Raw genomic sequence first — 15,461 nt, forward strand, 5'->3', positions numbered from 1 at the left:
AAAAGCTGGCGCCCTATGAGCCCGCTGGCCTGCGCCGCTGCGCCATGCGCTGCGCCGCAAGATGCGCCAGGCCCGGGGCGCGCGGGGTCGGCGGTAGCCTTGCTGCCTGGCAACAACCGGCACTACGGCATTTTGGCCACGGCGCACACGCAGTTTGTTGCGCATGCGCTGGCCCAGGTGCTGCGCAAGGCCGGCTTTGAAGTGAGCCTGCTGCAGGATGTGCCGGCCGAGGGCTTTGGTCTGGATATGTACATCGTGGTCTGCCCGCAGATGTTCAAACAGCTGCCGCCCGGTGAGAAGCGCATCGTCTTTCAGATGGAGCAAAGCGTCAGCCCGCGTTGGTTCACTGATGACTACCTGGCGATCTTGGAAAACTCGCTGTCCGCCTGGGACTATGCACCAGCCAACCTGGCCTTTTTGGAGACCAAGGGCATCCGCTATCCGCACACCTTCCTGGTGCCCATTGGTGGCGTGGCCGCGTATTCGCAGCTGTTGCAGGACTGCGGCGAGCCTGCATTGTCGCCCGTCGAGCCGAACTGCGATGTGCTGTTCTACGGCGATGTGAATGCGCCGCGGCGCAGGAGATGCTGCAGGCCTTGCAGCGCCAGTTCTCGGTGCGCATCGAGGGCAACCTGTTTGGCGATGCCTTGCGCCAGGCCGTGCGCCAGGCGCGGGTGGTTGTCAATATCCACTACTACGAAGGCGCCTTGCTTGAGACCACCGGGTATACGAATGTCTGAGCCTGGGCACGCCCGTGGTGACCGAGAGCAGTGCCGATATCCACCAGCATGCGGCCTTGCTGGACAACCCCGCGCTGCGGGTAACGCCGGTGGGCGACGCCCAGGCGATGGTGCAGGCCGTGCAGGAGATGCTGGAGCAGCAGGTGCACTCGCCGGCTCAGCTGCAGCAAGGGCTGGCGGATGAGGTGGTGCGCAGCGGCCAGCAGTTTGAATTCATGGTGCTGCGCGCTCTTTATGCGCTGGGCCGCATCGATGCGGCGCAGTGGGAGGCGCTGACGATGCCGCAGCCGCTGCCCGGCCGCTGCATGGTGCTGAGCATGCCTGAGACCGTGCGCCGCCGCGCCATTTCATCGAGCAGACCTTGCCGGGTCTGCAGTCCGAGGTGGCGGTGTTCGATGGCGTGCGCTACAGCCCCGGCTGGCTGGGCTGCGCGATGAGCTACCAGTACCTGGCGCGCAAGGCCTTGCAGACCGGGGCGACGCAGCTGGAGATCATGGAAGACGATGTCGAGATGCCGCCCGACTATGCCCAGCGCCGCGCCCGCGTCGATAGCTGGCTGGCTGCCCATGACGGTCAGTGGGATATCTTTGCCGGTCTGATCGCCAAGATCCACCCGGGCACCCAGGTGCTGGAGGTGCAGGAGCGGGACGGTGAGACCTTTGTGGTGCTCGACCGCATGACCAGCATGGTGCACAACATCTACGCGCAGCCCGCGCTCGAAGCGCTGGCGCAGTGGAATTCCTCCATCCGCGACCCGCATACCAACACCATCGACAGCTACCTGCAGGGCCGCGCCCAGATGCGGGTGGTCACCACCTTGCCGTTTTTGGTGGCTCACACCACCGACATGGACTCCTCGCTCTGGGGCATCAACAACCACGAGTACCTGGCGGTCATCTACAAGGCCGAGCAGGATCTGCGCCAGCTGGTCGAGCGCTTTCAGCAGGCGCAGGCCCGCTAACCCGCGAGCCTGGACGAAAAAAATCCCGCACCGGCCAGTCCGGTTGCGGGATTTTTTGATGGACGGGGCTGGATTACAGCGCTGGAATGCGCAGCTTCTGGCCGGGGTAGATCTTGTTGGGGTCGCTCAGCATGGGCTTGTTGGCTTCGAAGATCGTCATGTACTTGTTGGCATCGCCATACATCTTCTTGGAGATACCCGACAGCGTGTCACCCGAGACCACGTCGTAGTACTTGGCTTCTGGCTCAGGGTTGGTAACGGTCATCTGGTTGTCGACATCGCTGACGCTCGAGACATTGCCGCAGCACAGCGTGACTTTTTCCTTCGCCGCCTGGGTGGGGGCCACACCGGTCACGGTGACCTTGCCGGCATCAAAGGCGACCTTCACATCAGACACGCCCAGGTTCTGGGTGCCAATGTATTTTTCGATGGCAGCGCCTGCCGTCGCGTTCAGGTCTTGCGGTGCCGTAGCGGCAGCCGCTTCCTTGCCGCCGAACAATTTCTCACCGGCTTCCTTGATAAAGCTGAACAGTCCCATGGTGACTCCTAGAGGGTTGGTTACAGGAACTGTCCAATATATAGGTATTTGCGAACGCGATGAAGTCAGACGGTGCCGCTTGAAAAAAATTCACAGTGGTGCCGGGAAGACGCGGGATCCCGGGATGTTGCACGGGCAACAAGGCGGGCGAGCAAAAAGGCCGATAATGCCGCCATGCATTTTCTGGCCATCGACGTAGGGAACACGCGCCTCAAGTGGGCGATGTATGACGCAGCTCAACGGGCGCCGCCGTGCTGGCCCATGGCGTGGAGTTCTTGGACAACATCGAGCGCCTGGCCGAAGGCAGCTGGGCGAGCTGCCCGAGCCCCAGCACATGCTCGGCTGTGTGGTGGCCGGCGACGTGGTGCGCCGCCGGGTGCAGACGCAGATGGACATTTGGGACCTGGCGCCTAACTGGGTGGTGTCGTCCAATGCGGAGGCGGGCCTGACCAATGGCTATGACCACCCCAGCCGCCTGGGCACGGACCGCTGGGTGGCGATGGTGGGCGCCTGGCACCATGTGCTGGCCCAGGGGCGCCAGCGCCCGGTGGTGGTGGTCATGGTGGGTACGGCGGTCACTGTCGAAGCCATCGATGCCGATGGCAAGTTTCTGGGCGGTTTGATCTTGCCGGGCCACGGCATCATGCTCAAGGCGCTGGAGTCGGGCACCGCTGGCCTGCATGTGCCGACCGGCGAGGTGCGGCCATTTCCCACCAACACCAGCGATGCACTGACCAGCGGCGGCACCTATGCCATTGCCGGTGCGGTCGAGCGCATGGTGCAGCATGTGATGGCCCACTGCGGCCAGGAGCCCGCCTGCGTGATGACAGGCGGCGCCGGCTGGAAGATGATGCCCAGCATGACGCGGCCCTTTGAGCTGGTCGAAAACCTGATTTTTGACGGCCTGCTGCATATTGCCCACAGCCGCTTTGGCGCCAAGGGCTGACGCAGACCTGCGCCACATGCGCTTACAGACATAGCCCTCTATTGCCAGCGGGCTGCTGGTGCAGCAGAAGGGCAATGCGATAATGGACGGTTATTTGTTGAACTACCTGTACTGACCATGATTCTCGTCACCGGAGGCGCCGGCTTTATCGGCTCGAATTTTGTGTTGGACTGGCTGGCGGGTTCGGATGAACCGGTGGTCAATCTCGACAAGTTGACCTACGCGGGCAATCTGCACAACCTAGAAAGCCTGCAGGGCGACAGCCGCCACCATTTTGTGCACGGCGATATCGGCGACCGCGCGCTGCTCGACCGCCTGCTGGCCGAGCACCAGCCGCGCGCCATCGTGCACTTTGCCGCCGAAAGCCATGTGGACCGCTCGATCCACGGCCCCGAGGATTTCATCCAGACCAATGTGGTGGGTACCCTGCGCCTGCTGGAGGCCGCCCGTGCCTACTGGAGTGGCCTGGAAGGCGAGCGCAAGACCGGTTTCCGCTTTCTGCACGTATCGACCGATGAGGTCTACGGCAGCCTGGAAAAGGACGACCCGGCCTTCACAGAAACCCATAACTTCGAGCCCAACAGCCCCTACAGCGCAAGCAAGGCGGCCAGCGACCATCTGGTGCGTGCCTGGTTCCACACCTATGGCTTGCCGGTGCTGACCACCAACTGCTCGAACAACTACGGCCCCTACCACTTCCCCGAGAAGCTGATCCCTTTGATGATCGTCAACGCGCTGGCGGGCAAGAACCTGCCCGTGTATGGCGACGGCATGCAGATCCGCGACTGGCTCTATGTCAAGGACCACTGCAGCGCCATCCGCCGCGTGCTGGAGGCGGGCCGTCTGGGCGAGACCTACAACGTGGGCGGCTGGAACGAGATGCCCAATATCGAGATCGTCCAGCATGTCTGCCGCCTGCTTGACGCCCAGCGCCCGCGTGCCGATGGCCAGTCTTACGCCGAGCAGATCATCTATGTAAAGGACCGCCCCGGCCATGACCGCCGCTATGCGATCGATGCGCGCAAGCTGGAGAAGGAACTGGGCTGGAAGCCGGCTGAAACCTTTGACAGCGGCATCCGCAAGACCGTGCAGTGGTACCTGGACCACCAGGATTGGGTGGCCCAGGTGCAGTCGGGTGACTACAAGGACTGGGTCAGCAAGCAGTACGCCTGATGGCGGTTGTGGGCGGGCCAGGCATCTGTATGCCGGGACCGCCTGACAGGACGATGCGATGAAAATACTGTTGTTGGGCAAGAATGGCCAGGTCGGATGGGAGCTGCAGCGCAGCTGCTGCCGCTGGGCGAGGTGATTGCGCTGGACCGCGCCAGCACCCCGCTGTGCGGCGACCTGCTGCGCCCCGAGGCACTGGCCGAAACCGTGCGTGCGCTGGCCCCCGATGTGATCGTCAATGCCGCTGCCTACACCGCAGTGGACAAGGCGAGAGTGAGCCCGAGGCTGCGCGCACCATCAATGCCAGGCCGTGGGCGTGCTGGCGCGCGAGGCCCAGGCGCTGGGCGCCTGGCTGGTGCACTACAGCACCGACTATGTCTTCGATGGCGGCGGCGACCTGCCCTGGCGCGAGGACCAGGCCACCGGCCCGCTGTCGGTCTACGGCAGACCAAGCTCGAAGGCGAGCAGCAGATTGCGGCCAGCGGTGCCAATCATTTGATTTTTCGCACCAGCTGGGTCTATGCCGCGCGGGGCGGCAACTTCGCCAAGACCATGCTGCGCCTGGCGCAGGAGCGCGACAAGCTGGCCGTCATCGACGACCAGTGGGGTGCGCCCACCGGTGCTGACCTGATCGCCGATGTGACCGCGCATGCGCTGCGCACCGCCATGGCATCGGGTGACGGCCTGAGCGGCATCTACCACTTGGTGGCCGGTGGCGAAACCACCTGGAACCGCTATGCCCGCTTTGTGCTGGAGACGGCGCGCAAGATCAACCCGGCGCTGAATCTGACCGCGCAGGAGGTGCAGGCGGTCGACACCTCGGCCTTCCCAACACCGGCGCGCCGCCCCCACAATTCCCGTTTGAACACCCACAAATTGCAGCAGCGCTTTGTGCTGGATTTGCCTGACTGGCAGACCGGCGTGCAGCGCATGCTGCAGGAGATTCTCTGAACATGACAGTGCAAGCACGCAAAGGCATCATCTTGGCGGGCGGCTCCGGCACCCGCCTGCACCCGGCCACCCTGGCGGTCAGCAAGCAGCTGCTGCCGGTGTACGACAAGCCGATGATCTATTACCCACTGACCACCTTGATGCTGGCGGGGATCAAGGAGATCCTGATCATCAGCACGCCGCAGGACACGCCGCGCTTTGAGCAGCTGCTGGGCGATGGCAGCCAGTGGGGCATTCACCTGGAATACGCGGTGCAACCCAGCCCCGATGGGCTGGCGCAGGCCTTTTTGATTGGTGAGAGCTTCCTGGCCGGTGCGCCGAGCGCGCTGGTGCTGGGCGACAACATCTTCTACGGCCATGATTTCCACAAGCTGCTGGCCAGCGCGATGCAGCGCGACGCGGGCGCCAGTGTCTTTGCCTACCATGTGACCGACCCGAGCGCTATGGCGTGGCCGACTTTGACAAGCAGGGCAAGGTGCTGTCGCTGGAAGAAAAGCCGGCAAGCCCAAGAGCAACTATGCGGTGACCGGCCTGTATTTCTACGACAGCCAGGTGGTGGATCTGGCCAAGAGCCTCCAGCCCTCACCACGCGGCGAGCTGGAGATCACCGATTTGAACCGCCTCTACCTGGAGCAGGGCCAGCTGAGCGTTGAGATCATGGGCCGGGGCTATGCCTGGCTCGATACCGGCACGCATGACAGTCTCTTGGATGCGGGCAGTTCATCGCCACGCTGGAAAGCCGCCAGGGCCTGAAGATTGCCTGCCGGAAGAGATTGCCTGGCGCAGCGGCTATATCGGCGACGCGCAACTGGCCGCGCTGGCCAAGCCGTTGTCCAAGAACGGTTACGGCCAGTACCTGCAGCGCCTGCTGCACGAGCCCAAGGAGTAAAGGCATGCAAGCCATCGACACGGCGCTGCCCGACGTCAAGATCATCGAGCCCAAGGTGTTTGGCGACACGCGCGGCTTTTTCTTTGAAAGCTTCAACCAGAAGGCCTTTGATGCGGCGGTGGGCCAGCACTATGACTTTGTGCAGGACAACCACAGCAAGAGCAGCCGCGGTGTGCTGCGCGGCCTGCACTACCAGCTGGAACAGGCCCAGGGCAAGCTGGTGCGGGTGGTGCAGGGCCGGGTGCTGGATGTGGCCGTTGACATCCGCAAAAGCTCACCCAGCTTTGGCCAATGGGTGGCCGTCGAGCTGAGCGAGGACAACCAACGCCAGCTGTGGGTGCCGCCGGCTTTGCCCATGGCTTTGTGGTGTTCAGCGAGACGCAGAGTTCCTCTACAAAACAACGGACTACTACGCGCCGGCCCACGAGCGCTGCATTATCTGGAATGATGCGCAATGTCGATCGACTGGCAGTTGAACGGTCTGGAGCCGCAGCTGTCGTCCAAGGACCAGCAGGGCAAGGCCTTTGCCGAGGCCGATGTTTTTGCCTGAGTTTGCTTTTCCTACCAAATGTCTCCCATGCCTGGCGCCTACACTGGGTGCCCTATAGGCTAAGGGGATAGATACCACGCCTGCCATAGGCATTTGAGACCATAGACGCATGAGCACCAGCACCATTGACGATTTCAGCGATGCAGCCCTGGCCACACAGCCCGGGCGCCGCCCTTTGCTGGGCGAGATGCTGGTGCAGGCGGGCAAGCTGTCGCCACGCGATCTGGAGCGTGCACTGCAGGCGCAGCAGGAGATGGGCAGCCTCATCGGCCAGGTGCTGGTGCAGCTGGGCCTGGTCTCCGAGCTGGACCTGATGCACACGCTGGCAACCCAGCTGCAGATTCCTTTCACCTTGGGCACCGATTTCCCCGCCGAGGCGATCAGCGTGCCGGGCCTGATGCCCGAGTTCCAGCATTCGCAGCATGTCTTCCCCTTGCAGTTGCAGGATGGCGTGCTGGATGTGGCGATGGCCTCGCCCCAGGACCCGTTCGTCATCAAGGCGCTGCAGATGTCGACCGGGCTACAGATTCGCCCGCACCTGGCGCTGCAGGCCGATATTGAAAAGGCGCTGCAGGAGCCCGAGCCCGAAGCCGAAGAGGACGACGGCGATGACATGTTTGGCGATGGCTCCGATGTGGGCGACTTTGTCGAGCATCTGAAGGACCTGGCGAGCGAGGCACCCGTCATTCGCCTGGTCAACAGCATCATCGGCAAGGTGACCGATCTGCGCGCCTCCGATATCCACCTGGAGCCTTTTGACGATGGCCTGCATGTGCGCTACCGGGTCGATGGCGTGATCCACCCGGTGAGCTGGTGCCGCCGCGGCTGTCGGCGGCTGTCGGCTCGCGCGTCAAGCTGATGGCGCATCTGGACATTGCCGAGCGCCGCCTGCCGCAGGACGGCCGCATCAAGACCCGCGTCAAGGGCCGCGAGCTCGACCTGCGTGTCTCCACCGTGCCTACCGTGCATGGCGAGAGCATCGTGATGCGGGTGCTGGACCGCGCCAGCGTGCGGCTGCAGCTCGAAACCATGGGCTTTGCCAAGGACACGCTGTCCAAGTTCAACGACCTGCTGGCGCGCCCGCACGGCATTTTGCTGGTGACCGGGCCGACCGGCTCGGGCAAGACCACCACCTTGTATGCGGCGCTGTCCAAGATTGATGCGCTCGAGAACAAGATCATCACCGTGGAAGACCCGGTCGAGTACCAGCTCGAAGGGATCAACCAAATCCAGGTGCATGCCCAGATCAACCTGACCTTTGCCAATGCGCTGCGCTCCATCCTGCGGCAAGACCCGGACATCATCATGATCGGTGAAATGCGTGATGGCGAAACCGCGCAGATCGCGGTGCAGTCGGCGCTGACGGGTCACTTGGTGCTGTCGACCTTGCACACCAACACCGCCGCCGGTGCCATCACCCGTATGCAGGACATGGGGGTGGAGAGCTACCTGATCACCTCCTCGGTCAATGGGGTGCTGGCCCAGCGCCTGGTGCGTACCTTGTGCGGCAATTGCAAAGAGGCCTACGAGCCGGGCGAAGAGGTGCGCAAGCGCTCCGGCCTGGCGCGCTTCAGCGAAGTAGGCCAAGTGATTTACCGCGCCGTGGGCTGCAATGCCTGCCGCCAGACCGGCTACAAGGGCCGTACCGGCATCCACGAGCTGTTTGTGCTCGACGAGCCGATGCGCAATGCGATCAATGCGGGCAAGGACTCGAACGAGCTGTTCAACCTGGCGGCCAAGTCCGGCATGCTGAGCCTGCACGAGGACGGCCTGCGCAAGGTGGCCGCCGGCATGACCACGTTGGACGAAGTCGCCCGCGTCACCCAGGACCAGATCGATGGCTGATTTTGCCTGGCATGCGATCAATTCCGCGGGCGAGCAGGTTCGCGGCACTTTCCAAGCGCCCAATGCCGCTGCGGTGCAAAAGCACCTGCGCGCGCAAAAGCTCACGCCGGTGCGCATTGTCGATGCGGTGGACGCTGCCGCGCTGATGCCAGCGGGCGCCAAGGCCGCAGGGGCCAAGCCGGCGGCTGCCAGCGCCATTGGCAAGGCCAAGGCGCCCAAGTCGCAAAAGGGCCCGGCCAAGGCCGCCGATGTGCTGGCGATGACCTCGGAGCTGTCGATCATGCTCAAGGCCGGCCTGGCGCTGGATAACGCGTTGCGCGTGCTGATCGACATGGCCTTCAAGGACAGCATGCGCGAGCTGCTGACCGGCGTGCTAGAAGCCGTCAAGGGCGGGGTGCCGCTGTCCAAGGCGCTGATGGTGCACCAGGAGCTGTTTGGCGATTTCTACATCAACATGGTGCGCTCTGGCGAGGCAGCGGCCAGATGTCGGCCGTGCTGCAGCGCCTGGTGGAGCATCTGGAGCGCCAGCGCGCGCTCAAGGAAAGCGTGGTCTCGGCCACCATCTACCCGATGATCCTGGTGGCCGTGGCCATTCTGTCGCTGATCGCGATGCTGGGCTTTGTGGTGCCGCAGTTCGAGAAACTGTTCACCGACATGGGCGATGCACTGCCCACGCCGACCAAGATCGTGATGACCATCGGCCAGGTGTTCCGCAAGAACGGTTGGTTGGTATTGCTGGGTGGCGCCGCCGTGGTCTATGTGATGCGCAGCTGGCTGCGTTCGCCCAAGGGCCGGTTGTGGTGGCAGGGCGTGTTGCTGCGCATGCCAATTCTGGGGCGCCTGGCGCTCAAGTACCAGCTGACCTTGTATTCGCGCTCGCTGGGCACCTTGCTGGGCAATGGTGTGCCCTTGCTCACCGCGCTGCATATCGCGACTGATACGGTCAGCAACCGCCTGATCCAGGCCGAGTTGGCCAAGATTCCGCCCATCGTCAAAGAGGGCGGCAAGATGGTGCAGGCGATGAACACCACGACGGTGTTCGAGCCGCTGGCCGTGAACCTGGTGCGCGTCGGTGAAGAGACCGGCCGCCTGGGCTCGATGATGCTGGAGCTGTCGAATATTTTGAACCGCGAGGTGGAAACCGGCATCAAACGCGCCCTGACCATGATCGAGCCAGTGCTGATCCTGGTGCTGGGCATCATGATTGCTTCCATCATTGTGTCTATCTTGATGGGCATTCTGTCCGTCAACGATCTGGCTGCTTAATTTTTAATACTGCAAGGAGAGCCCGCCATGAAGGCCTTTTTCACCAAAAGACGCCACGCAAGAGCCGTGGTTTTACGCTGATCGAACTGCTGGTGTGCTGGCCATTCTGACGCTGCTGGCTGGCCTGGTGGGCCCCAAGGTGCTGAGCCAATTGGGCGGCGCCAAATCCAAGACCGCCGGCGTGCAGATTGCCGACTTGCAAAAGGCGCTGGATATTTTCAAGCTCGATACCGGCCGCTACCCGACCACCGAAGAAGGTCTGGACGCGCTGGCCAAGCAGCCGGGCAACGTGCGCGGCTGGAACGGCCCTTATCTGTCGGGTGGCGTGCCAATGACCCTTGGAACAACCCCTACCGTTACAGCTACAACGGCGGCCGGGTAGACATCCTGTCGCTGGGCGCTGATGGCCAGCCCGGAGGCGAAGGCGAAGCCGCCGACGTGCGCAACGCCCAGTAAACCGGCATCTGCCACTTTTCCGGTCTGACCAGGAATCCCCGTGCCGACTGCCTTGCCATGGCTGCGCCGACACCCACGCGCTATGCAGCGCCCAGCAGCCCATCAAGGCTTTACCTTGATCGAGCTGATGGTGGTGTTCGCCATCATGGCCCTGGTGGTGGCGATGGCGCCGGTCGCCTATGACCGGCTGAAGGACGGGGTGCAGTACCGCGACACCGTGCGCACGATGATCAGCCAGCTGCGCTCGGCCCGGTATACCGCCGTCTCGCAAGGCGAGCCGGTGCGCTTTACCGTGGACCTGCAGACGAGGCACTATGGCTATGCGGGCGCGGAAAAGGAGATTCCCGAGACCGTCGATCTGCGCACCACGGTCGCAGACCGCGAGTTTGTGCCCAACAGCTCGGCCTCGATTGTGTTCCTGGCCTCGGGGGGCTCCACGGGCGGCAGCGTGGAGATTCTGCGCAAAAATGGCGCCGGCACGCGTTTGCGGGTGGACTGGCTCTCGGGCCGCGTCACGCAGGAGCCCTTGTTCCAATGAGGGCGCTGTCGTCTCTGTCCCTGCGGCCGCGCCAGCAGCAAGGCATGACCTTGCTGGAGATTTTGGTGGCGCTGTCCATCATGGCAATCTCGCTGGGCATGATCTACCGCGCCACGGGCAGCAATGCGCGCAGCGTCGGCGATCTCGACCGCTACCAGTACGCGGTGCAACTGGCGCAGTCCATCATGGACTCGCGCGACTCGGTCTACGAAAGCGGCTGGAACGAATCGGGCCAGAGCAATGGCTACCAGTGGAGCGTGCAAAGCGCGCCATTCAAGACCGGCGTGGACGAGAGCCCGAACATCCCCGTGTTGCACGAGGTCCACATCAGCGTGCACTGGGCCGAGGGCGAGCGCGCGCGTGTATTTGAGCTCACGACCCTTGCGTGCGCAGCGCCGGCCGCCCGACCCGGCCGAGAATGTGGTGCCACCAGGATGAGCCGCATTCTCCCGTATTTCTTTGCGCGCCGCTTGCATGGCCTGCGCCGTCCAGCCTCTGGCTTCACGCTGGTGGAGATGCTGGTGGCCATGTCCTTGCTGTCACTGATCGTGCTGGGCTTGGCCGGCGCCATGGGCACCATGGGCCGGACGGAGACCAGCATCGACAACCGGCTCGAGCGCATGGACGAGTCGCGCGCCAGCACCGATTTTTTGCGCGCCGTACTGGGCCGCATCTCCGCCAAACGGGTGCAGGGGCTGCAGCAGCAAGGCATGCTCAGTGCTACGCCCTCGGCGTTTTTCTTTGAAGGCGCAGGCCAGTCGATGACCTGGGTGGGGGTGATGCCGGCACGTTACGGCGTAGGTGGCCGCTACCATTTCCGGCTGGCGATGGGCAGCTACGACGGCGCGCCGGCCGTCATTCTGAGCTACCTGCCCTGGATCGACCAGCAGACCCTGCCGACTGGGCGGAGCGCAGACCTATCCGCTGCTGCAGCATGCAACAGGGCTGTCTTTCCAGTACCTGGATGGGGCCATTGACCCGCCGCAATGGGGCAGCGACTGGGGCGCGGTGGACCGGCTGCCGCAGGCGGTGCAGGTGGTGATGTCCACCGAATCCATGGTGCTGGCACCGGTGTGGTGCAGTTGCGCGTGATGCCCGCGGGGGATCCTCGAGGTGGTGGTGGCGGCGCGAGCCTGGGAGGCTCGAACGGATGATGCGCTTGCAGGTACAACGCCGCACGGCCACAGCACCCTTCCAGCAGGGGATGGCCTTGATCGCCGTGCTTTGGCTGGTTGCGGCATTGAGCCTGATGGTCACTGGCGTCAGTGGTGTGGTGCGCCAGGAAGCCAAGATGGTGGGTATTGCCAAGGACAAGGTGACCGCGCAGGCGGTGGGCGATGCGGCTGTGGTCATGGTGCTGCAGCAGCTGTCGGCCGACCGCACGATCTTGCAGGAGACCACCGAAACCTCGGTCAACTACCAGGGCGCGCAGGTGGCGGTCAGTGTGATGCCGCTCAATGGCCTGATCAATATCAATGGCGCATCGCTGCCGCTGTTGACGGCCCTGATGAGCGTCGGTGGCGGACTGCCCGAATCTGCAGCCCAGGAACTCGCCGTGGCGGTGCTCGATCGCCGCGAGCGCGCGTCGCTCGATGGCCGCCGCCCTGAGCGTTTTGAGGCGATAGAAGACCTGATGCAGGTGCCCGGAATCGATTACGACCTCTATGCTAGACTCGCGCCCTTGATCACCGCGTCCACCACCGGCTCGGGAGGTGCCACGGTCAATCCGCTGGCAGCGCCTCCCCAGGTGCTGCGGGTGCTGGCCAATGGGACGAGGGTATTGCCGCCCGCATTGCCGCATCGCGTGGATCTGGCCAGACCGGTCTGGATACGACGGGCCTGGACGCCAACCTGGCGCGACCCGGCGGGGCGCAACGCCGTTACCGGATAACCGCCCAGGTACCGATGGCCGATGGCCGTATTTTTCTCGTAGATCGCAGTGTGTACTTTGGGGCCAGAACGCGCGACGGCCTGCCCTGGTACACGTTTGAGGCGCGCCAGATGCTGCAGCCAGCATCCTGATCGAAGCAAAGAACCCTTATGGCAATTTCAACTGAATCGCGCTTTTTTGGGCTGGATCTGAACAGCTCAAGGCCGATGTTTTAAAGACATGGCGCAGGGCGCCGCAGTGGCCGCCGCTGTCATGGTTGCGGCCCGAGCAGATGCTGCGCCTGGTGCCTGCCGAAGGCGCTCCCACCGTGGTATGGAGAGCGGCCAGCCAGTGGCCAAGCCCGGGCGGGAGCCTGCGTTTTGGGCGGTGGAGCTGCCCGAGCACATGGTGCTGCGCAAGACGGTGGCGCTGCCAGCCTTGGATCCCCAGGATTGCGCCAGCGCTGCCGAGCTGGAAGTGCAGGCGATCAGCCCTTTGCCGCAGACGACCTGCTCTGGGGTTACACCGAGCTGAGCCGCAGCAGCAAGGCGGTCAAATTGCTGGTGGTGCTGGCCTCCAGAACCCAGACCGAGCCCTATCTGCAGGCCCGGGTTGCCGAGCAGTTGCACCTGCAAACGCTCAAGGGGCAGACCAAGGCCGAATCCTTGGAGCAGCCCGAGGTATGGGTGTTTGCTCCGGAGCGCAACCCGGTGGTGTTCCAGGGCTTTGGTGAACACGCCCGTTACGCCTGGGGCCGCAAGCGGCTGTGGTGGAATGTGAGTGGCGTTGCGCTCGCCTTGCTGCTGCTCGCTGCGATTGCAGGCACCCCTACGGCGCAGCTGCGCCTGCGCGCGATCGAGGCAACCCATGCCTATGAGGGCATGGCCGCCAAGACCGCCGATGTGGTGGCCAAACGCGAATCGCTGATCCAGAGTGCCGACAAGGTCGCCGGGCTGTCGGAGTTGCTGGCTGAGCGCATTGATGGGGTCCAGGTGCTCAGCATGCTGACCAAGGTGCTGCCCGATGATACGGCGCTGCAATCGGCCCGCATCCAGGGCAGCAAGGTGACGATCTCTGGCTTGACCGAGAATGCCTCGGCCTTGATGCAGAAGCTGAGCAACCAGGATGGCGTCAAGGACGTGCGTGCGCCCAGCGCTGCCACGCGCATGGGTGGCGGTAATAAAGAGAGCTTCACCATCGAGTTGGGGCTGGATGCCAAGGTCTTTGGTCCCAAGACGGTGCTGGAAGCGGAGGCTGCGGCCAAGCAAGAGCCTGTGCAGCCCGCTGCTGCTGCGCCAGCTGCAGAGGGCGGGTCGCCTGCAGCGCCAGCACCCACGTCACCGGCTGCGACCGCCCCAGGCGCGCCTGCTGCCTCTCCCGGTACGGATACCAGGGTGCAGCCTAAGGCCAGTGTCGGCGGCGGCAAGTCTGGCCCGACCCTGGGGGGTACCAAGTCGGGCCCCAGTCTGGGGGGAAGCAAACCTTCGTCTCCCCCTCCTGCTGCCGAGCAAGGAGGGAAAAATCCATGATCGCGAACCGTCCAAATCGTAAAGAGCTGCTGATTCTAGTGGCCACCGCATTGCTGGTGCTGCTGCCCTTGGTGGCGCTGGGCAGCTATGTCGTCAGCAAGCATCTGTGGGCGCAGGCGCGCCTGTCGGAGTTCGAGCCCCGTTATGCACGGCTGCGAGGTCTTGACCTGCAGCGTGAGGAAATTGACCAGTCGCTCGAGCGCGCCTTGCAGATCCGCGCTGACTATATTTACCCAGGCAGCCAGGATGTGGCCCAGACCGGCAATGCGGTGCAGCAGAAGGTGCGCAGCCTGTTGACCACGGCAGGGTTGACGGTGGTCAGCAGCCAGGTGCTGCCTGCCAAGGAAGAAAAGGGCTTTGACCGTATCCCCTTGTCGGTGCGGGCCGAAGGGGATCTGCTGGCCGTGGACAGTGCACTGGCGGTATTGAACGAGCAGTTGCCGGTGATGCTGCTGGCCGATGTGGAAGTCAGAAACCAGGGGACCCTGCAGGTGATGAATGAGAAGCTGGCGCCGCGGCTGACTCTCCAGATGACCTTGAGCGTTTTGAGGGAGCGTCCATGAAGCGCCATACAAGTGCCATTTTGGTAGCGGCCAATATTGTGTTGGTGTTGGTGCTGGCCTGGATGTGGTTCTCACCCAGTGGCGGGATCAAGAATGTCCACTGGACGGTACCCAGAGGACAAAAGGCCAATCTCGATGGTGTCATCCCTCGTCTGGGCAAGGCGCAGCCGATGGACCATAGCCAGTTTCTGGCCATGTTGGATCGCCCCCTGTTTTCTTTGAGCCGGCGGCCCCCGCCACCACCCCCTGTGGCGGCCGCCGAGGCGCCTCCTCCTCCGCCTGATTACCTGGCCGATGCCGTGCTCAGTGGCGTCTACATCGGCGAGGATGGCAAGAGCGGCGGCATCATCATCAAGTTCCAGGTAAGGACAAGTCGCTGCCGCTGCGTGGCACGCTGGACGGTTGGACCTTGAGCTCGGTCGCTGATAACCGGGTGTATTTCACCCGCGATGGCGTGACCAAGGAAATTGCCTTGCAAAAGGGCAAGCTGCAGCAGGGCTATACGCCTGCCGCCGAGCCCGCTGTGCCGCAAAGGGCGATGCCCGCGCAGATCGGGCAGCCGCCCACTGGCGCCGATTCCCCAACACCCCGTCGCCGTGCGAGCATCGGCGGCACTTCCGCTGCCCAGCGCCCTTGAGCGCGGCAAATC

Annotated in this window: 15 protein-coding genes and 7 pseudogenes; 21 read left to right on the forward strand and 1 reads right to left on the reverse strand. The window is 63.7% G+C overall.

From position 1 onward, the window contains the following. The 3 genes from ACFODQ_RS04340 to ACFODQ_RS04350 all read left to right on the forward strand — a co-directional run. Window positions 1-924, forward strand: a 924-nt coding sequence (locus tag ACFODQ_RS04340; protein WP_377015314.1) for a hypothetical protein, incomplete at its 5' end; no start/stop codon positions are given. Then, complete coding sequence (locus ACFODQ_RS04345) at window positions 884-1,177, forward strand: hypothetical protein (RefSeq protein ID WP_377015316.1); 294 nt, start codon at window positions 884-886, stop codon at window positions 1,175-1,177. The genes ACFODQ_RS04340 and ACFODQ_RS04345, both read left to right, overlap by 41 nt. Next, a complete protein-coding gene (locus ACFODQ_RS04350; RefSeq protein ID WP_377015318.1) occupies window positions 1,102-1,701 on the forward strand; it encodes a hypothetical protein in 600 nt (199 codons plus the stop codon). The genes ACFODQ_RS04345 and ACFODQ_RS04350 overlap by 76 nt, the downstream gene beginning before the upstream one ends. Before the next feature lie 73 nt (window positions 1,702-1,774). Here the strand turns inward: ACFODQ_RS04350 and lysM are convergent, their stop codons facing one another. Beyond that, window positions 1,775-2,239, reverse strand: coding sequence for a peptidoglycan-binding protein LysM (gene lysM, locus ACFODQ_RS04355; RefSeq protein ID WP_116926348.1), 465 nt, complete (start codon window positions 2,237-2,239; stop codon window positions 1,775-1,777). 174 nt (window positions 2,240-2,413) lie between these two features. Between lysM and ACFODQ_RS04360 the strand changes: the two are divergent. From ACFODQ_RS04360 to ACFODQ_RS04445, 18 genes and pseudogenes are all read left to right on the forward strand, one after another. Further along, window positions 2,414-3,185, forward strand: a pseudogene (locus ACFODQ_RS04360) (type III pantothenate kinase). A 117-nt stretch (window positions 3,186-3,302) separates the two neighbouring features. Further along, window positions 3,303-4,358, forward strand: a complete 1,056-nt coding sequence (gene rfbB, locus ACFODQ_RS04365) for a dTDP-glucose 4,6-dehydratase (protein ID WP_260718247.1) — start codon at window positions 3,303-3,305, stop codon at window positions 4,356-4,358. A 58-nt stretch (window positions 4,359-4,416) separates the two neighbouring features. Beyond that, window positions 4,417-5,306, forward strand: a pseudogene (gene rfbD / locus ACFODQ_RS04370) (dTDP-4-dehydrorhamnose reductase). Between the two features lie 2 nt (window positions 5,307-5,308). After that, window positions 5,309-6,059, forward strand: a pseudogene (rfbA, locus tag ACFODQ_RS04375) (glucose-1-phosphate thymidylyltransferase RfbA). Continuing rightward, on the forward strand, window positions 6,001-6,195 hold the full coding sequence (locus tag ACFODQ_RS04380) for a hypothetical protein (RefSeq protein WP_377015321.1): 195 nt from the start codon (window positions 6,001-6,003) through the stop codon (window positions 6,193-6,195). Before rfbA ends, ACFODQ_RS04380 begins: the two are co-directional and overlap by 59 nt. 4 nt (window positions 6,196-6,199) lie before the next feature. Then, window positions 6,200-6,745 (forward strand): annotated as a pseudogene (gene rfbC / locus ACFODQ_RS04385) (dTDP-4-dehydrorhamnose 3,5-epimerase). A 187-nt stretch (window positions 6,746-6,932) separates the two neighbouring features. After that, a pseudogene (gene gspE / locus ACFODQ_RS04390) lies at window positions 6,933-8,590 on the forward strand (type II secretion system ATPase GspE). A 280-nt stretch (window positions 8,591-8,870) separates the two neighbouring features. After that, window positions 8,871-9,160, forward strand: a pseudogene (locus tag ACFODQ_RS04395) (type II secretion system F family protein); the annotation flags it as partial. Window positions 9,161-9,412: 252 nt separating this feature from the next. Then, window positions 9,413-9,856 carry a type II secretion system F family protein gene (locus ACFODQ_RS04400; protein ID WP_377015339.1) on the forward strand — a complete coding sequence of 148 codons (444 nt, stop codon included), beginning with the start codon at window positions 9,413-9,415 and terminating at the stop codon, window positions 9,854-9,856. Further along, window positions 9,856-10,312 (forward strand): annotated as a pseudogene (gene gspG / locus ACFODQ_RS04405) (type II secretion system major pseudopilin GspG). The gene ACFODQ_RS04400 and the pseudogene gspG overlap by 1 nt, the downstream one beginning before the upstream one ends. A 40-nt stretch (window positions 10,313-10,352) precedes the next feature. Further along, complete coding sequence (locus ACFODQ_RS04410; protein WP_377015323.1) at window positions 10,353-10,850, forward strand: Tfp pilus assembly protein FimT/FimU; 498 nt, start codon at window positions 10,353-10,355, stop codon at window positions 10,848-10,850. A 44-nt stretch (window positions 10,851-10,894) separates the two neighbouring features. After that, entirely contained in the window at window positions 10,895-11,827 is a 933-nt protein-coding gene (locus ACFODQ_RS04415) for a prepilin-type N-terminal cleavage/methylation domain-containing protein (RefSeq protein ID WP_377015325.1), read from the forward strand. 233 nt (window positions 11,828-12,060) lie between these two features. Next, window positions 12,061-12,741, forward strand: a complete 681-nt coding sequence (locus ACFODQ_RS04420; protein ID WP_377015327.1) for a type II secretion system protein GspK — start codon at window positions 12,061-12,063, stop codon at window positions 12,739-12,741. A gap of 219 nt (window positions 12,742-12,960) precedes the next feature. Further along, window positions 12,961-13,254 carry a hypothetical protein gene (locus ACFODQ_RS04425; RefSeq protein WP_377015329.1) on the forward strand — a complete coding sequence of 98 codons (294 nt, stop codon included), beginning with the start codon at window positions 12,961-12,963 and terminating at the stop codon, window positions 13,252-13,254. Then, entirely contained in the window at window positions 13,173-14,249 is a 1,077-nt protein-coding gene (locus tag ACFODQ_RS04430; protein WP_377015331.1) for a PilN domain-containing protein, read from the forward strand. The genes ACFODQ_RS04425 and ACFODQ_RS04430 overlap by 82 nt, the downstream gene beginning before the upstream one ends. 38 nt (window positions 14,250-14,287) lie before the next feature. Beyond that, window positions 14,288-14,812, forward strand: coding sequence for a type II secretion system protein GspM (gene gspM / locus ACFODQ_RS04435; protein WP_377015333.1), 525 nt, complete (start codon window positions 14,288-14,290; stop codon window positions 14,810-14,812). Continuing rightward, window positions 14,809-15,225 carry a hypothetical protein gene (locus ACFODQ_RS04440; RefSeq protein ID WP_377015335.1) on the forward strand — a complete coding sequence of 139 codons (417 nt, stop codon included), beginning with the start codon at window positions 14,809-14,811 and terminating at the stop codon, window positions 15,223-15,225. Before gspM ends, ACFODQ_RS04440 begins: the two co-directional genes overlap by 4 nt. After that, a complete protein-coding gene (locus ACFODQ_RS04445) occupies window positions 15,222-15,449 on the forward strand; it encodes a hypothetical protein (protein ID WP_377015337.1) in 228 nt (75 codons plus the stop codon). Before ACFODQ_RS04440 ends, ACFODQ_RS04445 begins: the two co-directional genes overlap by 4 nt. The last annotated feature ends 12 nt before the right edge of the window (window positions 15,450-15,461 follow it).

This window comes from Comamonas sp. JC664 (genome assembly GCF_042647185.1).

Excerpts from the sequence above, each read along its gene's own strand:
- ACFODQ_RS04425 (WP_377015329.1), top strand. The coding sequence starts at position 12,961 with ATGGCGCAGGGCGCCGCAGTGGCCGCCGCTGTCATGGTTGCGGCCCGA.
- rfbB (WP_260718247.1), top strand. The coding sequence starts at position 3,303 with ATGATTCTCGTCACCGGAGGCGCCGGCTTTATCGGCTCGAATTTTGTG.
- ACFODQ_RS04380 (WP_377015321.1), top strand. The coding sequence starts at position 6,001 with ATGACAGTCTCTTGGATGCGGGCAGTTCATCGCCACGCTGGAAAGCCG.
- ACFODQ_RS04415 (WP_377015325.1), top strand. The coding sequence starts at position 10,895 with ATGACCTTGCTGGAGATTTTGGTGGCGCTGTCCATCATGGCAATCTCG.
- ACFODQ_RS04440 (WP_377015335.1), top strand. The coding sequence starts at position 14,809 with ATGAAGCGCCATACAAGTGCCATTTTGGTAGCGGCCAATATTGTGTTG.
- lysM (WP_116926348.1), bottom strand. The coding sequence starts at position 2,239 with ATGGGACTGTTCAGCTTTATCAAGGAAGCCGGTGAGAAATTGTTCGGC.
- ACFODQ_RS04400 (WP_377015339.1), top strand. The coding sequence starts at position 9,413 with ATGCCAATTCTGGGGCGCCTGGCGCTCAAGTACCAGCTGACCTTGTAT.